General features: G+C 63.0%; 23 protein-coding genes. 6 read left to right on the forward strand and 17 right to left on the reverse strand.

Features of this window, described 5'->3' with window-relative positions:
• Positions 1-5 precede the first annotated feature (5 nt).
• Positions 6-1,454 (forward strand): NAD-dependent succinate-semialdehyde dehydrogenase, encoded by a 1,449-nt coding sequence (locus QDT79_RS00390; RefSeq protein WP_130018185.1) that lies wholly within the window; start codon positions 6-8, stop codon positions 1,452-1,454.
• A 41-nt stretch (positions 1,455-1,495) separates the two neighbouring features.
• Positions 1,496-2,461, forward strand: coding sequence for a PDR/VanB family oxidoreductase (locus tag QDT79_RS00395; protein WP_130018184.1), 966 nt, complete (start codon positions 1,496-1,498; stop codon positions 2,459-2,461).
• A 30-nt stretch (positions 2,462-2,491) separates the two neighbouring features.
• Here QDT79_RS00395 and QDT79_RS00400 read toward each other — a convergent pair whose 3' ends face one another.
• The 4 genes from QDT79_RS00400 to QDT79_RS00415 all read right to left on the reverse strand — a co-directional run bounded on the left by QDT79_RS00400 (position 2,492) and on the right by QDT79_RS00415 (position 7,578).
• Positions 2,492-3,562: an ABC transporter ATP-binding protein gene (locus tag QDT79_RS00400; protein WP_149559814.1), complete on the reverse strand. Its 1,071-nt coding sequence runs from the start codon at positions 3,560-3,562 to the stop codon at positions 2,492-2,494.
• Entirely contained in the window at positions 3,555-5,324 is a 1,770-nt protein-coding gene (locus QDT79_RS00405) for an ABC transporter permease (protein WP_130018183.1), read from the reverse strand. The genes QDT79_RS00400 and QDT79_RS00405 overlap by 8 nt, the downstream gene beginning before the upstream one ends.
• Positions 5,325-5,402: 78 nt before the next feature.
• On the reverse strand, positions 5,403-6,491 hold the full coding sequence (locus QDT79_RS00410; RefSeq protein WP_060441366.1) for an ABC transporter substrate-binding protein: 1,089 nt from the start codon (positions 6,489-6,491) through the stop codon (positions 5,403-5,405).
• Between the two features lie 169 nt (positions 6,492-6,660).
• Positions 6,661-7,578, reverse strand: a complete 918-nt coding sequence (locus QDT79_RS00415) for a DMT family transporter (RefSeq protein WP_049199314.1) — start codon at positions 7,576-7,578, stop codon at positions 6,661-6,663.
• Between the two features lie 293 nt (positions 7,579-7,871).
• Here QDT79_RS00415 and QDT79_RS00420 point away from each other — a divergent pair, with 293 nt between their 5' ends.
• The 3 genes from QDT79_RS00420 (at position 7,872) to brnQ (ending at position 10,651) form a co-directional block, all read left to right on the forward strand.
• Complete coding sequence (locus QDT79_RS00420; RefSeq protein WP_048234649.1) at positions 7,872-8,204, forward strand: tRNA-binding protein; 333 nt, start codon at positions 7,872-7,874, stop codon at positions 8,202-8,204.
• Between the two features lie 30 nt (positions 8,205-8,234).
• Positions 8,235-9,116: a 2OG-Fe dioxygenase family protein gene (locus tag QDT79_RS00425; protein WP_038871106.1), complete on the forward strand. Its 882-nt coding sequence runs from the start codon at positions 8,235-8,237 to the stop codon at positions 9,114-9,116.
• Positions 9,117-9,328: 212 nt separating this feature from the next.
• Entirely contained in the window at positions 9,329-10,651 is a 1,323-nt protein-coding gene (brnQ, locus tag QDT79_RS00430; protein WP_308316093.1) for a branched-chain amino acid transport system II carrier protein, read from the forward strand.
• A 69-nt stretch (positions 10,652-10,720) separates the two neighbouring features.
• On the opposite strand, the gene tkt is transcribed toward brnQ, so the two are convergent.
• The gene (gene tkt / locus QDT79_RS00435) at positions 10,721-12,715 is read right to left on the reverse strand and encodes a transketolase (RefSeq protein ID WP_308316094.1); all 1,995 of its coding nucleotides are present in this window, start codon (positions 12,713-12,715) and stop codon (positions 10,721-10,723) included.
• A 238-nt stretch (positions 12,716-12,953) separates the two neighbouring features.
• On the opposite strand from tkt, the gene loiP reads away from it, so the two are divergent.
• Positions 12,954-13,706 carry a metalloprotease LoiP gene (gene loiP / locus QDT79_RS00440; RefSeq protein ID WP_004937650.1) on the forward strand — a complete coding sequence of 251 codons (753 nt, stop codon included), beginning with the start codon at positions 12,954-12,956 and terminating at the stop codon, positions 13,704-13,706.
• Positions 13,707-13,747: 41 nt separating this feature from the next.
• Here the strand turns inward: loiP and QDT79_RS00445 are convergent, their stop codons facing one another.
• The 12 genes from QDT79_RS00445 to QDT79_RS00500 all read right to left on the reverse strand — a co-directional run bounded on the left by QDT79_RS00445 (position 13,748) and on the right by QDT79_RS00500 (position 26,208).
• Positions 13,748-15,388 (reverse strand): thiamine pyrophosphate-binding protein, encoded by a 1,641-nt coding sequence (locus QDT79_RS00445; protein WP_308316095.1) that lies wholly within the window; start codon positions 15,386-15,388, stop codon positions 13,748-13,750.
• Between the two features lie 52 nt (positions 15,389-15,440).
• Positions 15,441-16,910, reverse strand: coding sequence for an aldehyde dehydrogenase (locus QDT79_RS00450; RefSeq protein WP_130017595.1), 1,470 nt, complete (start codon positions 16,908-16,910; stop codon positions 15,441-15,443).
• Positions 16,911-16,926: 16 nt separating this feature from the next.
• Positions 16,927-17,721 carry an aspartate dehydrogenase gene (locus QDT79_RS00455; RefSeq protein ID WP_149559957.1) on the reverse strand — a complete coding sequence of 265 codons (795 nt, stop codon included), beginning with the start codon at positions 17,719-17,721 and terminating at the stop codon, positions 16,927-16,929.
• 15 nt (positions 17,722-17,736) lie between these two features.
• The gene (locus tag QDT79_RS00460) at positions 17,737-18,531 is read right to left on the reverse strand and encodes an SDR family oxidoreductase (protein WP_047570596.1); all 795 of its coding nucleotides are present in this window, start codon (positions 18,529-18,531) and stop codon (positions 17,737-17,739) included.
• Positions 18,528-19,346: an alpha/beta fold hydrolase gene (locus tag QDT79_RS00465; RefSeq protein WP_308316096.1), complete on the reverse strand. Its 819-nt coding sequence runs from the start codon at positions 19,344-19,346 to the stop codon at positions 18,528-18,530. Before QDT79_RS00465 ends, QDT79_RS00460 begins: the two co-directional genes overlap by 4 nt.
• A complete protein-coding gene (locus QDT79_RS00470; RefSeq protein ID WP_004937634.1) occupies positions 19,346-19,870 on the reverse strand; it encodes a cupin domain-containing protein in 525 nt (174 codons plus the stop codon). The genes QDT79_RS00465 and QDT79_RS00470 overlap by 1 nt, the downstream gene beginning before the upstream one ends.
• 168 nt (positions 19,871-20,038) lie before the next feature.
• Entirely contained in the window at positions 20,039-21,295 is a 1,257-nt protein-coding gene (locus QDT79_RS00475) for an MFS transporter (protein WP_063988744.1), read from the reverse strand.
• A gap of 23 nt (positions 21,296-21,318) precedes the next feature.
• Positions 21,319-22,530: an NAD(P)/FAD-dependent oxidoreductase gene (locus QDT79_RS00480; protein WP_063988743.1), complete on the reverse strand. Its 1,212-nt coding sequence runs from the start codon at positions 22,528-22,530 to the stop codon at positions 21,319-21,321.
• Positions 22,527-23,468: a VOC family protein gene (locus tag QDT79_RS00485; protein ID WP_107227012.1), complete on the reverse strand. Its 942-nt coding sequence runs from the start codon at positions 23,466-23,468 to the stop codon at positions 22,527-22,529. Before QDT79_RS00485 ends, QDT79_RS00480 begins: the two co-directional genes overlap by 4 nt.
• Before the next feature lie 109 nt (positions 23,469-23,577).
• On the reverse strand, positions 23,578-24,372 hold the full coding sequence (locus QDT79_RS00490) for an IclR family transcriptional regulator (RefSeq protein WP_063988742.1): 795 nt from the start codon (positions 24,370-24,372) through the stop codon (positions 23,578-23,580).
• 37 nt (positions 24,373-24,409) lie between these two features.
• Complete coding sequence (locus QDT79_RS00495; RefSeq protein WP_063988741.1) at positions 24,410-25,165, reverse strand: SDR family oxidoreductase; 756 nt, start codon at positions 25,163-25,165, stop codon at positions 24,410-24,412.
• Positions 25,162-26,208: a Rieske 2Fe-2S domain-containing protein gene (locus QDT79_RS00500; RefSeq protein WP_063988740.1), complete on the reverse strand. Its 1,047-nt coding sequence runs from the start codon at positions 26,206-26,208 to the stop codon at positions 25,162-25,164. Before QDT79_RS00500 ends, QDT79_RS00495 begins: the two co-directional genes overlap by 4 nt.
• Positions 26,209-26,226: the final 18 nt, after the last annotated feature.

The raw sequence follows: 26,226 nt of genomic DNA on the forward strand, positions 1-26,226 counted from the left end.
TCTTTGTGAATATTTCCGATCGGGCGCTATTCCGCCAACAAGCCTACATCAACGGGCAATGGCGCGATGCCGACAACCAGGAAACCCTGCCGGTGAGCGATCCCGCCACCGGCCAACTCATCGGCAGCGTGCCCAACATGGCGACGGCCGAAACCCAACGGGCGATCGACGCCGCCCAGCAAGCGCTGGAAGGCTGGCGCGCGCTGCCGGCACAGCAACGCGCGCAGCTGCTGCGCCGCTGGTTCGAACTGATGCTGGAACACCAGCAGGATCTGGCCAGCCTGATGACGCTGGAGCAAGGCAAGCCGCTGGCGGAGTCGCTGGGCGAGATCCGCTACGCCGCCTCCTTTATCGAATGGTTCGCCGAACAGGCCAAGCGCACCAATGGCGACATCATTCCCTCGCCGAGCGGCGATAAGCGCCTGATGGTGCTGAAGCAGGGCATCGGCGTGTGCGCGGCGATCACGCCCTGGAACTTCCCGGCGGCGATGATCACCCGCAAGGCCGCGCCGGCGCTGGCGGCCGGCTGCACGCTGGTGGTCAAACCCGCCAACGAAACCCCTTACTCGGCGCTGGCGATGGCCGAGCTGGCCGAGCGCGCCGGCATTCCCGCCGGGGTGCTCAACGTGGTGACCGGCAACTCGCAGGCGATCGGCGCCGAGCTGACCGGCCACCCGCAGGTGCGCAAGCTGAGCTTTACCGGCTCCACGCCGGTGGGCAGGCTGCTGATGCGCCAGAGCTCGGACACCATCAAGAAAGTGTCGCTGGAGCTGGGCGGCAACGCGCCGTTCATCGTGTTTGACGATGCGGACATCGATGCCGCGGTGGAAGGCGCGCTGATCGCCAAATACCGCAACGCCGGGCAGACCTGCGTTTGCGTCAATCGGTTCTACGTGCAGCGCGGCGTTTACCCACAGTTCGCCGAGAAGTTTGTCGCCCGCGTGGCGGCGCTGCAGGTCGGCAACGGCTTCGAACCCGGCGTACAGATCGGCCCGCTGATCAACCGCAAGGCGCGCGACAAGGTGCTGGAGCTGCTCGATGACGCGCTGAGCAAAGGCGCTCAGGTGCTGACCGGTGCCACGCCGCACGCGCTGGGCGGCAATTTCTTCACGCCGACGGTGCTGGGCGACGTGCAGCCTGGCTCGCTGCTGCTGGAAGAAGAGATTTTTGGCCCGGTCGCGCCGCTGGTGGTGTTCGATGACGAAGCCGAGGCGATCCGCCAGGCCAACGACACCATCTACGGCTTGGCCGCCTACTTCTACACCCGCGATGCGGCGCGCATCTGGCGCGTTTCGGAGCGGCTGGAGTACGGCATGGTCGGCATCAATACCGGCCTTATCTCCAACGAGGTAGCCCCGTTCGGCGGGGTGAAGCAGTCGGGTCTGGGGCGTGAAGGCTCAGAATACGGCATCGAAGACTATCTGGAGCTCAAATACCTGTGCCAGGCGGTATAACTTTTTCATGCGCGGGGACGCCCGCGCTTTGGAGCCAATGAATGACCAGCTATCAGATGCTTGATGTTCGCGTCGTCGACATCGAACCCGTCACCACACAGGTCAAGCGCTTTACCCTGGCGGATCCGCAAGGCCGGCCACTGCCCGCCTTCAGCGGCGGCAGCCACATCATCGTGCAAATGCAGGACGGCGATCAGCGTTACAGCAACGCCTATTCGCTGCTGAGCTCACCGTTCGAGCTCGACCGTTACCAGATCGCCGTGCGCCGTGAGTCCCCTTCCAAAGGCGGTTCCGACTTCATGCACGATCGGCTGGCGATCGGTGATACGTTGACAATCAGCACCCCCAATAACCTGTTCGCGCTGGCGCCGGAGGCGCAGCATCACGTGCTGATCGCCGGCGGCATCGGCATCACGCCGTTTATGGCCCATCTGCACGAGCTGCAGCGCAGCGGGCAACGCTATCATCTGCACTACTGCTTCCACAGCGAGGAACACAACGCCTTCCAGCAGCAGCTGACGCAAGCGCCGTTCACCGACAACGTCAGTTGCCATGTCTCCAGCCTTAACGGCCGGTTGGATCTGGCGCGCACGCTGGCCGACGTGGAGCCCGGTGCCCATATCTACGTCTGCGGCCCGGCGGCGCTGAACGAAGCGGTTTACCGGACCGCCGCCGAACTGGGCATCTCCCCCGGTCGCTTGCACAGCGAAGCCTTCGCCGCCGAAGACACGGCGGGCGGTGCCTTTACGCTGGTGCTGGCCCGCTCAGGTATTGAGCTTGAAGTGGCGGAAGACATGACCATCCTGCAGGCGCTGGAAAACAGCAAGGCGGCTAAGGTCGAGTGCCTGTGCCGCGAAGGCATTTGCGGCACCTGCGAAACCCGCATCGTCGAAGGGGAAGCCGATCACCGCGATCAGTATCTCAGTGACGAAGAGCGCGCGGCGCAGCAAACCCTGTTGATCTGCTGCTCACGCGCCAAGGGCAACCGGCTGGTGCTGGATCTGTAAACGGAGCGCCCGCGCCTGCGGGCGTCCTGACTAGGCTTTCGGGAATATCCACAGATGCTCGGCCGGCAGGGAGAGCCGGCACAGCGTCCGATCGCGCGCTTCATGACCATAGGCGCGCACCACGAAATCCTCGGCCACGGTGCGGAACAGGTACTCCCAGCGATCGCCGAGATACATGCTGGTCAACAGCGGCAGCTCAAGCTGGTTGCCCTGCGGATCTTCGCCCAACCGCACGCGCTCCACGCGGATCACCGCCGAGCCCTCTTGGCCAACCTGCACGCCGTCGCCCGCTTTGCCCCACAGCGCCCAATCCTTGCCTTCGATGCGCGCCCGGTCGCCTTCCAGCGCCACGATCTTGCCCGGCAAGCGGTTGTTGCTGCCCATGAACTCGGCGGTGAACAGCGTGGTGGGCGAACCGTACATCTCCTGCGGCGTGCCCTGCTGCTCGATTTTGCCGTTATTGAGCAGCAGGATGCGATCGGAGATGGCCATCGCCTCGTTCTGATCGTGGGTCACCATCAGCGCCGACAGGCCGAGCTTGATGATCAACTCGCGCAGGAATACCCGCGCCTCTTCGCGCAGCTTGGCGTCAAGGTTGGACAGCGGCTCGTCCAGCAGGATCACCGGCGGGTTGTAGACCAGCGCACGCCCGATCGCCACGCGCTGCTGCTGGCCGCCGGAAAGCTGGTGCGGATGGCGCTTGGCCAGATGCCCCAACCCGAGCTGATCCAGCACCGCCTGCACCCGCTGGGTGATTTCCGCCGAGGCGGTCTTACGCAACTTCAGCGGGTAAGCGACGTTCTCAAACACCGTTTTATGCGGCCACAGCGCGTAGGACTGAAACACCAGCCCCAGGTTGCGCTCTTCGGCGGGAATTTCGCTGCGTGCGCTGCCGTTGTACACCGCATTATTGCCGATGACGATCCGGCCCTGGCTCGGTTTCTCCAGCCCGGCCACCGCCCGCAGCAGCGTGGTTTTTCCGCTGCCCGACGGGCCCAGCAGCGAGACCACTTCGCCCCGTTTCAGATCCATCGACACCCCTTTCAGCACCGGATTGTCGCCATAGGTCAAATGCAGATTCTCTACCGAAAGTTCAATCATGTAATTTCACTCCAAAGCGCAAGGCAATCCCCAACCCCAGCACCACCAGCAGGATATTGATGAACGACAGCGCGGCGACGATATCGATAGCGCCCGCGGCCCACAGGGAAACCAGCATCGAGCCGATGGTTTCCGTGCCCGGAGACAGCAGATACACCCCGGTGGAATATTCGCGTTCGAAAATCAGGAACATCAGCAACCAAGAGCCGATCAGGCCGTAGCGCGACAGCGGAATGGTAACGTGGCGGGTGATCTGCCCACGGCTGGCGCCGGCGCTGCGCGCCGCCTCCTCCAGCTCCGGCCCCACCTGCAACAGCGTCGAGGAGATCAGCCGCAGGCCATAAGCCATCCACACCACGGTGTACGCCAGCCAGACGCTGAAGATGGTGCTGCGCAGCGAACGCAACCAGACAATCCAGTTAGCACGCAGCCACTCGGCCATCGGCAGCGCCGACAGCCAACCCTCCTTGAGCGATTTGTCCAGCCACATCGGCAGGAACAGAAACACCCACAGGAACGCCAGACCGGCCAGCAGCCCCGGCACCGCGCGCGGCACCAGCACGCTGTAGTCGAGGAAGCGCGTGGCGCCATCCGGCTTGCGGTGCATGGCGATGCCGATAAACAGGTAGCACGCCACCGCCAGCGCCCCGCCGATTACCCCAATCGCCATTGAGTTGACGATGGCGCGCAGCAGGTTGGGCTGCGCCCAGATGGTGCGGAAAGTGTTGATCGACAGTTCGTCCCAGACTGACACGCCCACGCCCCAGTTGGAGATAAAGGCGCGCAGCACCACGCCGATCAGCGGCACGCCGATGGTCACGGTCAGCCAGAACACCACCACCGCGCCAGCCACCCAGCGCCATTTGCCCAGCGGCAGCGCGCGGGCCTGCGAGGCTTTGCCCTTGACGGTGACGAAACGGTTGGCGGTGCGCATCAGCCGGCGCTGCAGCATCACCAGCGGAATGGTGATGCAGATCAGCACCACCGCCACCGCCGCCATCAGGTGGTAAGACGGCGTGCCCAGCTTGTTGGTCAACTGGTACAGGTAGGTCGCCAGCACCAGGTTGCCTTCCGGATCCCCCAGCACCAACATCAGGCCGAACACTTCCAGCCCGAGAAAGAACAGCAGCACCCCGGCATACAGGATAGACGGCCGCACCATCGGCAGGCTGACGGCGGTCATGACCTGCAGCGGCGTGGCGCCGGCGGTGCGCGCCGCTTCTTCAACGTCCGAACCCACGCTGCGCAGCGCCGAGGAGATGTACAGATACGCGTGGGGCACGTGCGTCAATCCGGCTATCACCACGATGCTGGCCATCGAATAGATGTTCCACGGCACAAAGCCCACCAGCGCCTCCGCCCACAGCGAGAAGAAGCCGACCGGCCCCGCCGCCACCACGTAGCCGAAGCCCAGCACCATCGGCGACACGAAGATCGGCACCAGAATCAGCGGCTCGATGATCCGCCGCCCCGGCAGATCGGTACGCACCATCAAGAAGGCCAAAACGCCGCCGAGCGGGATGGCGATGATTACCAGGCCGAATGCCAGAATAAAGCCGCTTCTCAGCGCTTTGTAGAAATCCGGATCGGTAAAGATGAACTCGAAGGCCTCCAGGCTGAAGACCTTGGAGGGAGAGAAGAACGGTGCCGAGAGGAAGCTTTGAATGATGATAAACGACAGGGGGACATAGATAACCAGCGCGGTTATCAACACCACCAGGCCACGCGGCAGGCTCTGCCACTTTCTGCGCCATGCTTGCATAAATGCTCCCTATGGTTGTAAACGACGACCAAAGGGCGCGCGCCTCTGCGACAGGCGCGCGTCCGAATGCAGTCCCTGTTACTTCGCCGCGGCGGCGCGCCATTGTTTGATGTAATCGAGGCGTTTGGCCGGCTGCAGATATTCCAGCAGGCTGTCGTCGACCGGAATCGGCTTGAGCGCGTTGCCCAACAGCTTGGTCATGCCGTCGATGTCGTTCTTGCCTTCGATATCGTTGCGGATCGAGGGGATATCCGCCTGATTGGCGAGAATATTTTGCCCTTTCTCCGACAGCACATAGTCGAACCACAGCTTGGCGGCGTTAGGGTTGCCGGCCTCTTTGCTGATGAAGCTCACGCGCGACAGCACCAGGGTATAGTCTTTCGGATAGACGATGCCGAGCGACGGGTCGCTCTTGGCGCGGGCCTCGGCGTAAGAACCGAGGATATTGAAGCCGATCAGGTTTTCACCGGAAGAAACGCGCTCCATCATGGTGCCGGTGGAGGATTGCACCGCCAGCCCGCCCTTGGCCACGTCGGCCAGCGTTTTGAAGTAGTTAGGATCGGCCTTGAAGTCCTGCACCGACAGCATGAAGCCGACGCCGGATTTTTCGATATCGTACGTGGTGACTTTCTTCTTGAATTTGTCCGTCTGGCCGGCGATCAGCTTGGCCAGCGCCGCATGCGAATCCGGCACATCGCCTTGCGGGATCAGGCGTTTGTTATAGATAAACACCACCGGCTCATAGGTAGTGCCATACACCTTATCTTGCCATACCGCCCATTTCGGCAACTGAGCCTGCTCGGGGGAGGCGTATTCCTGCGCGTAATCGCCCGCCAGTTTCAAAATGGTGTCCATCGACGAACTCCACACCACGTCGCCGCTGGTGCCGCCGGCCGCCTGCTCGCTGATAAAGCGGTTATACAGTTCGGTGCTGTTCATGTCGTTGTATTCGACCTTGATGCCCGGATACAACGCCTCGAACCCCTGGATCAGCGGCGCCGCCGCCTTGGTGTCGGTGGTCGAGTAAATCACCACCTTGCCTTCTTTCTTCGCGCCGTCGACCCGTTTCTGATAGTCGGCGGGGTAGCCCGCCGGGAAGGCCGCATAGGCGGAAACGGAGCCCAGCAAGGTGATTGCCGCTACGGTCGCGCTGATTTTTTTCATCATCATCATCCATCCCCTGATCACATTTAATAAACCAAAAATTAACATATAGTTAATGAGTGTGACGAGGCAACGGCGTTGCTTTGTTATCTTTCGGTTTTGTGAGGTTGGACGTTTTTCAGCCAATAAAAAAGCCCGGCAGCGCGGGCTTTACGGCACTTCCTGTTGCAGACTATTCGGCCAGGCGAGAGCGCCGCAGCAGGCGAATTCGCTGTACGATGGCGACCCCCAGCAGCGTCAGCACAAACCCTGCCAGCTGCAGCAACGACAGCGCCTCGCCAAACAGCGCGTAAGCCTGCAGCGCCGCCGCCGGCGGCACCAGCAGCATCAGCGCGGTAATGCGAGTCAAGTCGCCGTGGCGCACCATCCAGATAAACAGCGCGGTGCCGCCCAGCGACAACACGCCGGCCGACCACAGCAGCGAGAACCACAGCGTCGGCGAATTATCCCAGGCACCGGAGCCCATCACGGCCGCCAGCACGCCGGTCACGATCGCGGCGCCGAGGTGCTGAATGGCACCTGCCGCCCGCAGATCGGCCGCCGCCAGCGAAGACTTCTGCACCATGATGCCGATCGTCAGCGCAACGATGCTGCCAAACCCCATCAGAATCGGCAACAGCGCCATATTGCCGACGTCGATACCTGTCAGCCGCGGGGAGAGCACCAGCGCAACGCCGATAAAACCGACCGCCAGCCCGGCCCATGAACGCAACCCTATAGGCTTACGCAGCACCAGCGCGAAAATCAGCGCGGTAAACAGCGGCTGCAATCCGCCAATGAGCGACATCACCCCGGCCGCCAGGCCGTTCGCCACCGCCCACCAGCTTGCGGCGAGGTAAACGCCGTTCATCAGCATGCCGGTCAGCAGGTGCATCACGAACTGTCGCCCCTTGGGCCAGGCGCAATGCAGCGCCAGCAGAGCGAATACTGCCGCGGCGATCAAAAAGCGAAAGGTCAGGAAAAGGTTGGGATCGGCATGATCCGCCACCGCCCGCGCGGCAATAAAACCGGTCGACCAAATTAATATCAGGAAAAACGGCGCGATAAATGCCTTTCGCCGATCGCGTTTTTCGCGCTGGGTTATTTCCATATCACTACCTGAAAAAATGCGGCTGATGAATTAATGCGGAACATACTAACCAATTTAACACCGGCTTAACAGCATCGACATCGCCCCCTCAAGCCTGCGCAATGAACACTATTGCGGGAAATAATGACGTTTCAATCTTATATAATTCACCAAGCTTATAATTAATCCCACCACGTTACGATAATGTAAATTAATTGCTACATCAGGTATAACTCCTCCCCTCTTGGCAACATTGTCGGAATAATTCCCCTTTGCTAGCCTTCCTGAAGCCACTTAATTAACTGGACTGACTTATGGCCGAAATCACTGATTTTATGAAACTGGATATGCGTATTGGCGAAATTATTTCCGTGGAATATAACGACAAGGCGTTAAAGCCCGCTTATAAACTGCGCATTGATTTCGGCGAAGAAATTGGCATTAAAAACAGCTCGGCGCAATTATGCGAAAACTATCAGGAAGATGATCTGCTCGGCAAAAAAGTCATCTCCGTCGTTAATTTCCCCGCCAGGCGGGTTGCTGGATTTAAATCCGAAGTGCTGGTACTTGCCGCGGTCACCCGGGATCAAGGCACCGTCTTGCTGAAAACCGATTTCGACGTGGAGATCGGCAGCAAGATTTTATAATCGCCACATCATTCGTGAGGCCACCGAGAAATGCGACAGTTATCCCTGCTTGATGAAGTTAAGAAGGCGTACCAGGAACACCGTTCAGCCTTTATCCCCGGCGCCACCATGCAAGCGATCTTGCTGGCGCTGGGCGCGCGGCCGGAAGATTTCGCCAAGCTGCAGCAGGTCAGCGGCAATCTGGCGGACGATCCCACTCTCCCCTTCCGCAAGTCCAGAAACGGCCGCTTCTGTTTCGACTTCGATCGCGCCCAGATTGAGCGGCTGGAGTTCCAGCCTTTTGTGCTCTCGGTCGAGGAAGACTTCATCCGCTACGATTCGGGAAAGGTGCGCCACTTCCGCGGCATCAACGACGATCTGCAGTTGAATACGGCATTCCAGGCGCTGATGAAATTCAAAGCCTACGTGATCGATGGCGTGAGCGTGACGCCGCGCGCCCGGCTTAATCAGGAGATCAACAAGTTCGTCTGCACGGTGTTCAACCTGCGCACCGTCACCACGCCGCAGATGCTGGGTGAACCGGCGCTGGAAGGCGTGCACAGCGACGGCGTCGACCACACCATGACGACCTTCCTCGGCTGCGACAACATGACCGACGACAGCGCCAAGACCTTTATTCACGATATGCGCGAAACCAGCGGGATCAAATTCGATCGGGCCCGACCGGAATGGATTTTGGGCGAAATACAGCATCGGCATTTCCTCGATACCCTGCTGATTGTCGATCATGAACGCAAACACAGCCTCTCACCGGTGGAAGCGCAGGACAAACGCCGGCATTCGACCCGCGATATGCTGATCTTTTTCACCCGTAAACCGGTCGAAGACGGCCACGTCTCTTTCGCGTATGACTCTTTCAAACCGCATATCGAAATCCCGCTGTCGATAGACATGGTGGCACGCGCGAGCTAACGCGCTACCGGGCCGGCCGCCAGGATTTATCTGTGCGGCCGGTTCACGCCAGGATAAACAGCGCTGTATTAATCAGGTTTTTGTCGCCGAATTATTATATCCTGCCGGACGAAAATTTTGCGGGCGCTCGCTGCCCCCTGAGCCTGCCCTCTGCAGTTATCCATTCCGCAGCAGGCCGTTTATTTCATGAATACAGGCAGTGCCATACCGTTATGACCAAGAGTTTATCCCCGAAAGACATTATCGCCCTGGGCTTTATGACCTTCGCCCTGTTTGTCGGTGCCGGCAACATCATTTTCCCACCGCTGGTGGGGCTGCAGTCCGGCGAACATCTGTGGCCGGCCGCCCTCGGGTTTATGGTGACCGCCGTCGCCTTGCCAGTGATCGCCGTGATCGCGCTGGCGCGCGTCGGCGGCAGCATCAGCCTGCTCACCGGCCCCATCGGCCGCACCGCCGGCCTGCTGTTGGCGACCGTCTGCTATCTGGCGCTCGGCCCGCTGTTCGCCACGCCGCGAACCGCCAATGTCTCTTTCGCCCTCGGCATCGCGCCCTTCACCGGCGACGGCGCCCTGCCGCAGTTCATCTACAGCCTGCTGTTCTTTACCCTGGCGATGATCGTCTCGCTGTATCCCGGCCGCTTGCTCGATAACGTCGGCCATATTCTGGCGCCGCTGAAAATTCTGGCGCTGGCCGCACTCGGCATCGCCGCCCTGGTTTGGCCCGCCGGTGAACCGGTCTCCGCCGTCGGCAGCTATCAGGCATCGGCATTTTCCACCGGCTTCGTGCAAGGTTATCAAACCATGGACACGCTGTCGGCGCTGATGTTCGGCTCGATTATCGTCACCGCCGCCCGCTCGCGCGGCGTCAGCGACAGCGGCCTGCTGCTGCGCTACACCCTGTGGGCCAGCCTGATCGCCGGCATCGGCCTGACGCTGGTCTATATCTGCATGTTCAAACTCGGCGCCGGCAGCGGCAGCCTGGTCGAGAGAGGCGCTCAGGATGGCGCGGCGATCCTGCACGCCTACGTACAACACACCTTCGGCGATCTGGGCAGCGTCTTTATGGCGGTGCTGATGTTCATCGCCTGCCTGGTGACGGCGGTCGGCATGACCTGCGCCTGCGCGGACTTCTTCTCCCGCTATCTGCCGCTCTCTTACCGCTCGCTGGTGGTTATCCTCGCCCTCTTCGCCATGCTGGTCTCCAACATGGGGCTGGCCAACCTGATCCGCGTCTCGCTGCCGGTGCTGACGGCGATCTATCCGCCTTGCATCGCGCTGGTGTTACTCAGCTTCAGCCAGAACCGCTGGCGCAGCGCCAAGCGCGTCTTCGCGCCGGTGATCGCCACCAGCCTGGTGTTTGGCCTCGCCGACGGCCTGAAGGCCTCCAGCTTCAGCGGCCTGCTGCCCGCCTGGTTCGATAAGCTGCCGCTGGCCGAACAGGGTCTGGTCTGGCTGCAGCCTACGTTGCTGGTGCTGTTGCTGGCGGCGGCTTACGACCGGTTGCGCAGCGTCGAAAGCGCCAACGCCGCGTCGTAAGCGCGGGTTCCGCCCATAAAAAAAGCCGGTCACGATGACCGGCTTTTTTATCGGCTGGCGCCGGGTTGCTTACTTCAGCAGCGCCTGCGCCTTGGCCACCACGTTGTCCACGGTGAAGCCGAACTCGGCGAACAGCTGCTCCGCCGGCGCCGACTCACCGAAGGTGGTCATGCCCACGATGGCGCCGTTCAGGCCCACGTACTTGTACCAGTAGTCCGCGATACCCGCTTCCACCGCCACGCGCGCCGTCACCGCCGCCGGCAGCACCGACTCGCGGTATGCCGCATCCTGCTTGTCGAATGCGTCGGTCGACGGCATCGACACCACGCGCACCTGGCGGCCCGCCGCGGTCAGCTTGTCCGCCGCTTCCACCGTGATGCCCACTTCGGAGCCGGTGGCAATCAGGATGACGTCCGGCGTGCCCGCGCAGTCTTTCAGCACGTAGCCGCCGCGGTATACGTTCGCCAGTTGCTCTGCGGTGCGCGGCTGCTGGGTCAGGTTCTGGCGCGAGAACACCAGCGTGGTCGGGCCGTCGTTGCGCTCGATGCCGTACTGCCACGCCACCGCCGATTCCACCTGGTCACACGGGCGCCAGGTGCTCATGTTCGGGGTCACGCGCAGGCTTGCCAGCTGCTCCACCGGCTGGTGGGTCGGGCCGTCTTCGCCCAGACCGATGGAGTCGTGGGTGTAGACGAACACGTTGCGCAGCTTCATCAGCGCCGCCATGCGCACCGCGTTGCGGGCGTATTCCACGAACATCAGGAAGGTCGCCGAGTACGGCAGGAAGCCGCCGTGCAGCGCGATGCCGTTGGTGATGGCGGTCATGCCGAACTCGCGCACGCCGTAATGAATGTAGTTGCCCGCCGGGTCAACGTTCAGCGCTTTCGAGCCGGACCACATGGTCAGGTTGCTCGGCGCCAGGTCGGCGGAGCCGCCCAGGAACTCCGGCAGCACCTTGCCGAACGCTTCCAGCGCGTTCTGCGACGCCTTGCGGCTGGCGATGTTGGCCGGGTTGGCCTGCAGTTTTTCCACGAACGCCTTGGCGTCGGCTTTCCAGTCGGCCGGCAGCTCGCCGTTCATGCGGCGCTTGAACTCGGCAGCCTGCTCCGGGAAGGCCCTGGCGTAGGCGGCGAATTTGTCGTTCCAGGCCGCTTCTTTGGCCTGACCGGCTTCCTTGGCGTCCCACTGGGCGTAGATGTCCTGCGGGATTTCAAAGGCGGCGTATTTCCAGCCCAGCGCTTCGCGGGTGGCGGCCACTTCGGCTGCGCCCAGCGCGGCGCCGTGCACGTCATGGGTGCCGGCCTTGTTCGGCGAACCGAAGCCGATAACGGTCTTGCACATCAGCAGCGACGGCTTGTCGGTCACCTTGCGGGCTGCTTCAATCGCGGCCTTGATGGCGTCCGGATTGTGGCCGTCGACGTTGCGCACCACGTGCCAGCCGTAGGCTTCGAAGCGCAGGGCGGTGTCGTCGGTGAACCAGCCGTCGACGTGGCCGTCGATGGAGATGCCGTTGTCATCGTAGAAAGCGGTCAGCTTGCCGAGCTTGAGGGTACCGGCCAGGGAGCAGACTTCGTGCGAGATGCCTTCCATCATGCAGCCGTCGCCCATGAAGGCGTAGGTGTGGTGGTCAACGATGTCGTGGCCAGGGCGGTTGAACTGCGCCGCCAGGGTGCGTTCGGCGATGGCGAAGCCGACGGCGTTGGCGATACCCTGGCCCAGCGGGCCGGTGGTGGTTTCAACGCCCGGGGTGTAGCCGTACTCCGGGTGCCCAGGGGTTTTGGAGTGCAGCTGACGGAAGTTTTCCAGCTCGCGCATCGGCAGGTCGTAGCCGGTGAGGTGCAGGAGGCTGTAAATCAACATGGAGCCGTGGCCGTTGGAGAGCACGAAACGGTCGCGGTCAGCCCAGTGCGGGTTAGTCGGGTTGTGGTTGAGGTAGTCACGCCACAGGACTTCGGCGATGTCCGCCATGCCCATAGGGGCCCCCGGGTGGCCGGAATTTGCTTTTTGTACGGCGTCCATGCTGAGTGCGCGGATGGCGTTGGCAAGCGCTTTACGAGAGGACATGTTTTACTCCAGGTCGGATAAAAAAAGCAGTCAAGTTCCCTATTTTCTCAGACTCCACATCACAACGGCAATCCCTAATGCCAAATGAGAGCGAGTTCACCACTTATTAGCACGATTGGACGCTTTTTCGGAATAACACTATTCTCGCCTTGGCTGGCGTACACTAGGCTCTTGCGACAAGATTTCCTCAAAGCAAAATGACTCTTTTACCTTGTTACCTTCACAGGAAGATGGCGTTATGAAGATCCGTACCTCTTTGATTGCGTTGGGCATTGCCACCTTGGCAACCGGCTGTCAAAACCTGAATACCGAAACCTTGATGCAGTCCGGCGCGCAGGCGTTCCAGGCGGCGACCCTGAGCAACAACGACGTTAAGGCCCTGAGTGATAAATCCTGTGCCGAGATGGACAGCAAGGCACAAATCGCGCCGGCCGACAGCACCTACGCCAAGCGTCTCAACAAAATCGCCGCGGCGCTGGGCGACAACATCAACGGCACCCCGGCCAACTACAAGGTCTACGTGACCAAAGACGTCAACGCCTGGGCGATGGCCAACGGCTGCATTCGCGTCTACAGCGGCCTGATGGACATCATGAACGACAACGAAGTGGAAGGCGTGCTGGGCCACGAAATGGGCCACGTGGCGCTGGGCCACACCCGCAAGGCGATGCAGGTGGCTTACGGCACCGTGGCGCTGCGCACCGCGGCGTCCTCCGCCGGCGGCGTCATTGGCTCGCTGTCGCAGTCGCAGCTGGCGGACATCGGCGAGAAGCTGGTCAGCGCCCAGTTCTCACAGAAGCAGGAAAGCGAAGCGGATGATTACTCGTTCGATCTGCTGAAAAAGCGCGGCATCGATCCGAACGGCCTGGCCACCAGCTTCGAGAAGCTGGCCCAGATGGAAGCCGGCCGCCAGAGCAGCATGTTCGACGACCACCCTTCTTCCCAAGCGCGTGCGCAGCACATTCGCGATCGCATCGCGGCAGAGAAATAACCACGAAAACGCCCGGCAATCGCCGGGCGTTTTTTATCGTATTAATACAGCGTTTTCTGCGGCGGCCCGGCGAAAGTCAGCGGCCCGACCTGTTTCATGTCCACCTCGACCACCGACGGCCCCGGGTAGTTGATCGCCTCGGCCAGCACGCCGTTGAACTGCGACGCCGCGTCCACTTTCCAGGCTTTCAACCCCATCGCTTCGGCGACCTGGGTAAAGGCTGGCGTATGCAGCTCGTTGTAATACTGGCGCCCGGCGAAATACTTGTCCTGAATGCCGCGCATCACGCCATAACCGCCGTCGTTCATGATCAGCAGGGTGATATTCACCTGTTCCTGCGCCATGGTCGCCAACTCGCCCAGGCCCAGCGCCAGACCACCGTCGCCCACCAGCCCCACCACCTTGCGCTGCGGGTTGGCGATCGCGCTGCCGATGGCCATCGGCAGCCCCATACCGATGGCGCCCGCCAGCGAGTGAATGTTGCACAGCGGCGAGATCGCCCGGAACAGCCGGCTGCCCCAGACGCTGCCGGAAACGGTGATATCGCGTACCAACAGCCCGTCCTGCGGCAGCGCGGCGTCGATGGCGTCGTTGAGTTTGGCGTATTCGCCGGACTGCTGGCGCAGCACGCGCTCCGCCTGCTGCACCGCCCCCGCGATCTCGGCATCCCACTCGGCGTTGACCTTCTCGCCGGGGCTCAGCCGCGCCGCCAGCGCCGCGAGCAGCGCCGCACAGTCGCCGTTGATCTGCTCATCGGCCAGATAGTTGCGGTTGGCCGCCGCCGGATCGATGTCAATCTGCACCAGCGGGCGCGGCAGCGGCAGCGTCCAGGTACGGGTTTCATTACTGCGCAGGCGCGAACCAGCCACCAGCGTCAGGTCGCACTGCGTCAGGATCGCTTCGATGCTCGGTGAATTATGGAACGCCCGCAGGCTGCGCGGATGGCTGTCCGGCAGAATGCCGCGCCCGTGGGTGCTGGAGATCACCGCCACGCCGGCGTCCGCCAGCTTGCGCACCGCGTCGCCGCAGGCCAAGGCGCCGCCGCCCAACCACAGCAGCGGACGCTTGGCCTGTTTCAGCCGCTGATGCAGCCGTTCCACCGCCGCATCGTCCGCCTTCGGCAACGGCGCCGGCGCCAACGGCTCGGTCAGCACCGAACGGGAAACCAGGCTGCTTTGAATATCGATCGGGATCTCGACCGCCACCGGGCCGCAGGGCACGGTTTGCGCATCCAGGATCGCCCGCTGGATCACCGCCACCGCCTGCCCCGGCGAATTGACCCGGTAAGCGCGCTTGGAGCAGGCGCGCAGGAAGCCGAGCTGATCGCGGGTTTCATGAATAAAACCGGCGTCGGCGTCCAGATAGGCTTTTTCCACCTGGCCGGTGATATGCAGCAGCGGCGTGTTGGCGTTGAGCGCCTCAATCATCGCCCCCACCGCGTTGCCGGCGCCGGCGCCGGTGCTGGTCAAGGCTACGCCCAGGCCGGAGAAACGCCCGTGTGCGTCGGCCATGGTGACCGCCCCCGCTTCGCCGCGCGCCGGCACGAAGCGAATTTTATCGCGCTGCCCCACCGCATCGGCGATCGGCAGATTATGAATCGAAATGATGCCGTACATCGCCGACACCGCGTACTGTTCCAGAGTCCGGGCTATCGCCTCGCCAACCGTGATTTTATCGCTCATCATCTGCCTTCTTAAGGTATTCGTTATTAGGGTTATGCGTAGAGGTGTCGGCCTAGTCGCTCCAGCGGTTCACCTGATGGCTCAGCGCCAGATACACGCTTTTTTGCTGCATGTAGGCCTTGATGCCGTTCAGGCCCTTTTCGCGGCCCAGCCCGCTCTCCTTGAAACCGCCGAACGGCGTGGAAATCGAGAACGTTTTGTAGGTATTGACCCAGACGGTGCCGGTTTCCAGCCGCTCCGCCAGCGCCATCGCGCGAGGGAAGTCGCGGCTCCAGATGCCGGCCGCCAGGCCGTACACCGAGTCATTGGCCTGTTCGATCAGCTGTTGCTCGTCGTCAAACGGCAACGCCACCAGCACCGGGCCGAAGATCTCTTCCTGGCAAACGCGGGCGTCGTTGTTCAAGCCTTCAATAATGGTCGGCAGGTAATAGCTACCGCTCGCCAGTTGCGGATCGGCCGGCGCTTCGCCGCCGATGATCACTCGGCCGCCCTCCTGCCGCGCCAGCGCCACGTAGTCCGCCACGCTTTGCCGATGTTTGGCGCTGATCAGCGGGCCGAGATGCACGCCCGGCACCAGCGGGTTGCCGATGCGCAACCCCGCCGTCAGTTCGGCCAAGCGCGCCAGCAGCGGCTGATACAGCGAACGATGCACGAACAGCCGCGAACCGGCGATGCACGCCTGGCCGGCGGAGCTGAAAATGCCGTAGCAGATGCCGCGCGCCGCCTGCTCCAGATCGGCGTCCTCCAGCACGATGGTCGGCGACTTACCGCCCAATTCCAGCGAAGTGGGGATCAGCTTGTCGGCGGCGATGTGCGCCAAATGGCGCCCGGTACTGGTCCCGCCGGTAAAGGAGATCTTTTTCACCAGCGGATGGCGCGCCAACGCCTCGCCGATCACCGAACCTTTGCCCGGCAACACGCTGAGCAGCCCGGCCGGCAGACCCGCCTGTTCGAACAGCTCGGCCAGCTTCAGCGCCATCAGCGGCGTGGCTTCGGCCGGTTTGAGCACCACCGCGTTGCCCGCCGCCAACGCCGGCGCCACCTTCTGCATTTCGCTGGCGATCGGCGAGTTCCACGGCGTAATGGCGGCGATCACACCCATCGGTTGATACTGGCTTAGCGTCATCACCTCGGCGCTGCGCGGGGTCGGCAGCTCGCCTTCCAACACCTCGCAGGCGGCCGCGAAGTAGCGCGCGGTCGCCGCCGCGCTGGCCACCAGCCCGCGGGTCTCCGCCAGCGGCTTGCCGTTGTCGCGGGTCTGCAGCTCGGCCAGCTGTTCCTGCTGCGCCAGAATCAGGTTGCTGACGCGGTAAAGGATCGAGGCGCGTTGATGCGGCACCAACCCACGCCATTCCGGCGCGCGCCAGGCGCGCTCCGCCGCTTCCACCGCCTCGTTCACGTCCTCGACGTTAGCGGCACGCAGCCGCGCGTTGACGCTGCCGTCGGCCGGGAATACCGACGCCATCTCTTCGCCACGCCCTTCACGCCAGCGCCCGGCGACAAAAATATTCAATCGTTCCATGCTCCGCTCCTGCCGTTCAGGCAATAAAACCGCCGTCCACCAGACGGCGACAGGCTTGTACCGCGCTCAGCGCCGCCAGGGTTGATGTTTTGGGATTGCTCGCCAGCGGGGTGCCGCTCAGCTCGATGTGAAATTCGCCAAAGTCGCCGCACACCTGCAGACGATGGGTATTGCGCCGGGTGGCGGGATCGACCTGCAGACGTACCCGGGTGGCGTCCATCCCCAGGCCGTTGAGCGCAATGGTGGCCGCCACGTTGGCATTGGCCGGGAACAAACGCGCCGCTTCGCGCGCCGACCCTTCGAAAAATACCTGCGCTTCGCTCACCGCATCGAGGTCGATCAACTGCTCCGCCGGGCTGCCGCGCCAGCTGGCCGGACTTTTGCTGGCCTGATAGGTCACGCTCTCCAGCCCGCCTTCGCGCGCCGACGCCAGCCCATCCATCCCCGCCACCGCACCGGACAACACGATCAGCTGCCCGTGATGGCGGCGGCAAACCTGCTGCAGCCGCTGTTGCAATGCGGCGTCCGCCAGCGCGCCGGTCGAGATCAGCGCCAGCGGCCAACCGCGCTGCAGCACCGCTTCGCCGAACTCCGCCACCGCCTGTTGGCTGGCGCACTCCAGCACCAGATCCGGCCGCGGCAAACACTGCTCGGGATGGGTCAGCGCCTGCACCCGCCCGCCAAAGGCCTCGGCGATCGCCGCATGATGAGCCGCGCGCGCCAGGATCCAACCGACCTCCACGCCTTCCGGCAAACGGGCGATCACTTCCTTCGCCATCGCGCCGTAGCCAATCATCATGATCTTCTTCATCTTTATCGGCCCCTGCTACACATGGCGGTTAAAACCGCCGGATACGTCCAGCGCCGCGCCGGTGGTAAAGGAAGCCAGCGGCGAAGCGAGGAACAGCAGCGCCTGCGCCGGCTCCTGCGGCTTGCCGAGGCGCTTCATTGGGATGCCGCGCCGTTCGGCGATCGCCGCCGTCCACTGCTCCCAGCTTTGATCTTTATCGCTGCGCTCGTCGAAACGGCGGCGCCACTGGCCCGACTCCACCATCCCCAGCAAGATCGAGTTAACGCGAATGCCTTTGCCCACCAGCTCTTTCGACAGCGTCAGCGTCATGTTGAGCAGCGCGGCGCGCGCCGCCGAGGTGGCGATCATGTGTTCTTCCGGCTGCAGCGCCAGCAGCGAGTTCACGCAAGTGATCGACGCGATCGTCGACCGTTCCAGCGCCGGTAAAAACGCCTGCACCGGGTTGATCACGCCGAACAGCTTCAGCTCGGCCTCATGCAGCCAGGCTTCGCGCGGCGTTTGGTCAAAATGGGCGACGAAGCCCTGACCGGCGTTGTTAATCAGCAGATCCACGCCGCCGAAATGCGCCGTCACCTGGTCAGCGAACTGCGCCACCTGCTGCGCGTCCAGTACGTCGCAGCGCAGCGCCAGGATCTCCGCCTGCGGAAACTCTGCGCGCAGGCTGGCTGCTGCGCCGGCCAGTTTGTCCGGATCGCGGCCACAGAACGCCACCTTCGCCCCTTCGGCCAGCAGCAGCTTCAGGGTTTCGAAACCGATGCCCGACGAGCCGCCGGTCACCACCGCCACCCGATTTTCAAGCTGAAAATTCATCGTTGGATTGCTCCCGTAAAGTCCCGCAGATAGCGGTTGAAACACCCCGGCGCGTCGAGGTAGCTGGCATGGCCGGCGGCGGCGATCAAACGCAGCGTCGCGTCCTGCTCACGCGCCAGCTCGGCCGCCTTCTCCGGCGGCGTAATGCGATCCTGTTCACCGCACCACACTTCCAGCGGGCCGCGATAGCGCGCCAGATAGCGGCCGATATCGTCGTTGGCCAGCATCCAGGCGGCACTCAGAAAACCGTCGGGATCGAGCTGCTGCATGCCGTTGCGCACCCAGGCGATATCCTGCGGATCCGCCCCTTCACGCAGCAAGGCCGCCGCCCGCTGCTCGCCGTAGCCCACCGGCCCCAGCGTCTCTATCATCTGTTGGCGCTGGCCATAGACCTGCCGACGTTTTTCCTCCGGCGCCGTGGCATAGCCCTGCGCCGGATCCGCCAACACCAATCCACATAACCCGTCCGGATAGCCGGCGGCATAGGCGCTGCCGATCAGCGCCCCCAGCGAATGGCCGACGATCAGCGGCTGCGCCAGCTGCAGCTCATCAATCAGCGCCGCCAACGCCGCCGCATAACCGGTGGCATCGGCCTGCGGATCCGCCAACGGCAGGCTGCCGCCGTAGCCCGGCGCGTCCCACGCCAGCAGACGGTGGCCGTCCGTCAGGCCGCTATCGTTGAGCTGCTTGATCCACGAGGCCGATCCGGAGCTGATGCCGTGCAGCAACACCACCGGCCGCCCCTGCCCGGCCTCGCGCCAGCTCAGGGTGTACGCCCCGCAGCGCGCGCGCTGGCGTTGCGCCAGGCCGTTCATCAGTTGCGCTTCACTTTGGACAGCGGGTGATCCGCCGGGTAAGTCGGGATCTCCGGCTTGGCGGTGCCGAGCATCACGCACATCAGCGCCTCTTCCTCGCCGTGGTTGAACAGGCCGCGATACACCCCCGCCGGCACCGAGATCAGATCGCGCTCTTTCAGCCTGGTTTCGTAATACTCTTCGCCATCCTGGATCATCAGCGTGATGCTGCCTTTCAGCATGAAGAACACTTCTTCCACGTCGTCGTGCAGGTGCAACGGGCCCTCGCACTTCGACGGCAGCACCATGGTGGAGAAGGTGAAGTTGCCCGCCGGAATGGTGTTGGCGTCGCTGGCCACGCCGGTGGCGCCGGTACCGATGTAGCGCATCTGCGCGCGGCGGTATTTCGGGTCGAAATCGGCCTGAAATTTCAGCGCGTTCCAGTCGTATTTACGGCCTTCGAAACGCGCGATGCGCGACTCTACCCAATTTTCCATCGACAGATCCTGCGGCTTGACGCCGGCTTTGTTCTCAACCTGAGACATGTTGTCACTCCTCTGTTGAATCAAATGGTTATCCCCTTCGTCTTTCACGCTGTGGCGTTGTTGGCTGCATTCGTTCGCACCAGTCACTTACCGCAGTAAGCTCCTGGAGACTCCCGAACTTGCCGCCTAGCCACAGCATGAAATCCATTGGGCTTAGCAATTGTTAATTCAGTACTTTCTTAGTAACGGCAGCAGAATGAGGCAGCCGACGAAAGCCATCACCACCAGGAACAGCAGGCCGTTATCCATATTGCCGGTGGCGGCGATCAACGCCCCCATCAGCACCGGCGCCAGCGCGCCGGCAAAATTGCCCAACCCGTTGAAGATACCGCCGGCGGTAGCGCTGACCTTGCTGCTGGTCGCCTTCGCCAACAGCGCGAAAATATTCGGCGCACCGGCGCCCCACATAAAGGTGCTGAAGGCCATGGCAGCGATCACGCTGTAGGTGCCCTGCAGGTGCAGCACCACCGCCAGACCGAGGCCGGCACCGCATAGCGACAGGAAGCAGGCCAGCGCGCGCCGATCCAGCTTGTCCGACAGCCAGGCGCCCAGCACTTCGCCGAGCAGCATAGCGATGAACGGCAGCGAAGAGAGGTAACCGGCATGCTCCAGATGAATGCCTTTCCCCTTGATCAGGTAGCTCGGCAACCAGCCGTTCATGCCCCACAGGTAGGTCAGGAAGGCGATGTTGAACAGGCAGATCATCCAAAAGTGCGGGCTGCGCAATAGCTCTCGGCGATGCTGTTTGCGTTCGGACACCGCCGGCTTGGTCGCCGCCGCCGGACGCGCGACGTTCAGGTGGCGCATGCCGAACAGCACCAGCAACATCACCGGCAACGTCAGAAACGCCATAAAGAAGAAGGTGGCCTGCCAGTCGAAGGTATTGAGAATGTACAGGGTGACCGGGAAGCCAAGCGCGGCGCCCAGCGGCGTGCCGAGCAGCCACAGCATGGTGGCGCGCGCCTGCAGCTGCGGCGGGAAGGCCTGACGAATAATGGCGTAGGCCATCGGTAGCAGCGGCCCTTCGGCGATGCCGAGCAGAATGCGCAGCGTCATCATGGCGTGATAGGAACGCACCATCCCCATCAACACCATCAGCACGCCCCACACCACCATCATGCCAATCAGTACCTTGACCGGATTAAGCCGATCGCCGATGCCGCTGAGCAGCATCGAGGAAATGCCGTAGGAGAACAGAAACGCGCTCATCAGCAAGCCCAGCCGCGCCGGGTCAAAACCGATCCCTAACGCCTGCTGAAACTCACTATCGGAAAACAGCGCCGCGATGCTGATCTTGTCGAAAAACGCCAGCAACACGCAGGCAAACAGCGCGATCGGCACCGACCAGCGCACCCGCTGCTGCGGATTTTCGGCAACGGCTTCCCCCGCCCGTCCAGCGCGGGCGTCAATGTCTTGCGTAGTCATAAAACGCTCCCGAGGTTCGGGCGTTATTTCAACGCCATCAAAGAAAACTCCGCATCCGCCAGCTGCTGCGGATCCAACACCCGGCCGCTCGCCAGCCAACGCTTGCCGAGCTTAATGGTGCGCGCGTCGTTGAACGCCACCATCTGCACCAGCTGCCGGTCGGCGTTCAGCGTGAAGAACACCTGCGACTGCGGCGTGCGGCGCACCACATGGTGCACGCCGCCGCTCGGCACACCGAGGATCTGGATATTGGCGTCGTATTGATCCGACCAAAGCCAGGCCACGTCGTCATACGGGGCGGCGAAGGCGTCGAGCATCGCGCAGGCGGTGCTAATGGCCTGATTTTGCGCGTAGGCCCAAGACTGCAGGCACAGGCCAAGCGTCGGGTGGCGCGCCACGTCGCCGGCGGCGAAGATCGCCGGATGGCTGGTGCGCCCCTGGCCGTCGACCACGATGCCGGACTCGATCGCCAGCCCGGCGCTGCGCGCCAGTTCGAGATTCAGCTCGACGCCGATCCCCACCACCACCAGATCGAAGGCCTGCGGATCGCTGACTTCGCTGCCGATCCAGGCGGCGCCGTCGCGATCTTCCAGCGAGATCTCGCCGCAGCCGCACAGCACCGTGACGCCCTGCCGGCGATGCAGTTCGAGCAACGCTTGTGAGACGTCGGCGCCGACGCTGCGCATGCACAGCGCAGGCTGGCGTTCAAACACCGTCACCTCGGCGCCGAGACGGCGCGCGGAAGCGGCGATCTCCAGCCCGATCCAACCGCCGCCGACGATCGCCAGGCGACGGCAGCCCTGCAGGCCCTGCCGCAACCGGGCCGCATCGTCCCAGGAACGCAGCGTCATCACGCGCGGGTGCTGCGCCCAGGCGGCGCTCGGCACACGCGGCCGCCCGCCGGTGGCGATCAGCAACTGCTCGAACTGCAGCCGTTGCCCGTCGCTGAGCGTGACGATTTGCTGTTCTGCATCGATGGACTCGGCGCGCAGCGGGCGACGCCAGTCGATATTCAGCTCCGCCACCGCCTGTTCGCTGAACAGCCGGCTGAGGGGAGCCGCGGCATCCAGCAGCGCCGCTTTCGACAGCGGCGGCCGCTCGTAAAAATCGTAAGGTTCGTCGCTGACAACCGTCAGCCGGCCGCTGTAACCGCGGTCGCGCAGCGTCTTGGCCGCCCAGCCGCCGGCCTGACCGCCGCCGACGATGACGATGCCCGCGTGTTCCGGCCGGTTCATAACGCCGCCGCCTTTTTATGCTGGCGGCGCGTGTCGTGATCGATGCCGCCCTCTACTGCCCATTCGGTGAAGGACACCAGCGAATGCTCCAGCTCGCGCGGCTGCCAGTTTTCCGTCAGATAATCGTCGTTGGTGTAGTACTCGAACGCACCGCCGGTCGGGCTGTTGACGTACCAGAAATAGGCCGAAGAGATCGGGTGGCGGCCGGGGCCGATAAAGGTGCTCCACTTCTCCTTGTTCATGGCGATGCCGCCGCCGATCACTTCGTGGATATCGCGCACGGTGAACGCCACGTGGTTCAGGCCCCGTGGGCGGTTCGGCAGCTTCAGCAGGAACAGGTTATGGTGGCCACCGCGCGCCTGGGTACGCAGGAAGACGGCGCGATCGATATAGCGATCGGAAACCTGGAAATCCAACAGCTCGCGATAGAAACGCTCGGTCGCCGCCAGATCCTCAACGAAGAACACCACGTGGCCGATGTTGATCGGCTGCGCCTGCGAATAGACCGGGCTGGGTTGATCGATGCGGCGCACGTCGCCCCATTGGTTGATCGGCGTGACCGGCACCTCGACCGCCTGCTGGCGGCTGACGACGAAGCGCAGCGTCATGCCGTTGGGATCGAGGCATTCCAGCTCTTCCCCCACCTGACGGAAGCCGGGCATCAACGCCAAACGCGGCTGCAGGCGTGCCAGATCGGCGGGCGAGGCCACACCCCAGGTCATGCGGCGCAGGGTAGAACCGCCCTCAAACGCCGCAGGCAGCGCCGCGCTTTGCAACGGATGCAGGACGATCCGCGCCCCGCTCAGGGTAGTGAATTCGCGCTGCGGTTCGCCCCAATGTTGCGTGGCGGGTTGCAGGCCGAAGTCTTGCATGAATTTTTCACAGGTTGGCAGATCTTCGACGCCAAATTCCAGTTTTTCGATTCCGATTACGCTCATTGTTCAGCCTCACGTTCTCGCTGCATACGGTTTTCAGGCATGAGTGAACCCCGGCCCCTGTTTGCTACGGGCCTTATCCCTGCCTGAGTAAAAGAGTCGGTCCTGTCGGTTAGCCGACGTTGGCCTGCGGCGGCGCGCCGAGGAAGCCGGAAATTTTCTCCGCCGCGTCGCGCACTTCCATGCGCAGCCGCTCGCGATCCGCTTTCGGGATCTCATCGGACGGCACCATGATGCTGACGACCGCCTCGACCCGCTGCTCGCGGTTGAAGATCGGGTAGACGATCGAGGAGATGCCGTGGCGGAAGAACGATTCGCCGATCACATAGCCGCGCGCTTTGTCTTGCTGCACCATCTGCCACAGCGTTTCGCGATCCGCCGGGGTGCCCGGCGCATTGCCCGGCAGCTGCGCGTCCGGATAAAGTTGTTCGAACTCGCTGCGGGTGGCGCTGGTCAACAGCATGCGCCCAAGCGAGGTTTGGTGTACCGGCAAGCGGGTGCCGACGCTGACCTGATTGATCTGCGAACCGGCGGCGCTGACGCGGGCAATGTAGATCACGTCGCGCCCGTCGCGGATCGCCAGATGGCTGCTGCACTGGCTGCGATCGCGCAGCTGCTCGATCACCGGCTGACCGGCCTGCGCCACGTCCAGCGACGCGATGTATTCGAAGCCAAGGCGCAGCACCTTGATGCCGAGCGCAAAGGTGTTGGTGCGCGGATTGCGCTCCAGGAAGCCCAGGTGCTCGAGCGTCTGCACCACGCGGTAAGCAGTGGCCTTCGGCATGTTGACCAGACGATGCAACTCGGCGAAGGTCATTTCCTTATGCTGCTCGCCAAACGCCAGCAGCAACTGCAACCCGCGATCCAGTCCCGGGATCAGATATTTACATGCTTGCTCGTCCGCCATGTTTCGCTCCTGCGCTGTGCGCCTGCCCTACGGGCCGTCAATTGAATACGAAGCCGCCGTTGACCGGCAGCAGTTGGCCGGTGACGAAATCCGCCAGCGGCGACAGCAGATAAAGCACCGTACCGTTCACATCGTCCGGGTGCTGCGCCCCGGCCAGCGCGCGCCCCTGCTCGTACAGCTGATGACGCTCGGCGGGGACATACTCGGTAGCCTCCACCCGCGTCAGGCCCGGCGCAATGGCGTTGACGCAGATGCCCTGCGGGCCCAGCTCGCGCGCCATCGATCTCGTCATCGCGATCAGCGCGCCTTTGCTGGCGACATAGGCCATCAGGCGCGGCGCCCCCCACAGCGCGGTGTCCGACGCCACATTGACGATCTTGGCGTGCGGGTTGCGCGCCAGCAGCGGCACCGCCGCCTGGCTCACCAGCCAGGTGCCGCGCACGTTGACCTGCATCACCCGATCCCACAGATCGATATCGTATTCCATCATGGTTTTGCCGCCGACGCCGGTCGCCAGCGCCGCGTTGTTCACCAGGCCGTCGATCCCGCCGCCTGCGGCGATCTTCTCGAACGCCGAACGGATCGAATCCGGTGACGCCAGATCGATCGTCTGCGTTTCCACCTGAGCGCCCTGCTCACGCAGCGCGGCGCCGCCCGCCATCAGCTCATCCGCCAAAATGTCGCACATCACCACCTGCGCGCCGGCCGCGGCGATGGCGGCGGCGAAGCTGTAGCCCAGGCCGCGCGCCGCGCCGGTGACAACAATGCGTTTACCGTTCAGCAGGCCGTTCACTGCGCCGCCTCGCGCTCGCGCAACGTCGCCAGCTGTTTCTGCGCTTCTTTCTGCATCATGCGGCGCAGGCGAGAAAGACCGACGTCGTGCTGATACAGATATTCGTGGCCGCGGGCATTAGGCGCCATGTTCTCAAGCACGATGCGATCCTGCTCAAGCACGTCCCAATGCAGCGACTCCAGGCGGTTGCGGTACATGAAGCGCCACATGTCGCGCTGCCAGTCTTTGACCTTACGGATGCGCCAGAAGAATACCCGGCAGTGATCCTTGTCTTCCGGCACCACCATGCCGATGATCCAGAAGTGACCACCCGGCCCGAAGCGCTTCTTGTACGGGATCGACAGGCGCATCCAATAGGCGCCGCTGCTGCCGAACTCCACCCAGTCGAAGTTGACGCCGATCTGGCCGTTTTTCTTGAAGATAAACCCGCTGTCGGTCGGCTCCAGCCCCATATCCGCCTTGCGATCCCCTTCCGCCATCGAGTGCGAGGAAGAGTGCAGGTAGGTGCCGTGCATCGGATCCATCACGTTTTCCAACGCGTACTGGTAGTTGCAGTCCCAGCTGGCGGTACACAGGAAGTTGCTGTAAGCGGCTTCGTCCGCCAGCTCTTGCGGGAAAGTCAGCTCCGCCGGCGCTTCATCCGCCGTCACGCCGAAATAGAGGAACACCGCGCCATAGGCTTCTTTGGCCGGGTAAGAACGCAGGCATTTTTGGCCCACCAGCGGGCAGCGATCCACCGCCGGCACGTCTTTCACCGTCCCGTCGCCGCCAACCTCCACCCCGTGGTACCAGCAGGCGATGCGATCGCCGAGATTCCACCCCATGGAAAGCCGCGCGCCGCGGTGCGGGCAGCGGTCTTCCAGCGCGTGGATCTGGCCTTCACCGTCACGCCACACCACGATTTGCTGTTCCAGACGGGTGATACCGACCGGGTTGTTGCCTACTTCCCAGCTGGCCAGCACCGGATACCACATGCCGCGCAACCCCTGGTCAAGATAGTCCTGCAAGCTGTGTGCGGAGGATGATGTTGTGTTTACTGTCATTGTCTTCTCCCGGATGCG

It is taken from the genome of Serratia marcescens (assembly GCF_029846115.1).
GTDB classification, from domain to species: Bacteria; Pseudomonadota; Gammaproteobacteria; order Enterobacterales; family Enterobacteriaceae; genus Serratia; species Serratia marcescens_L.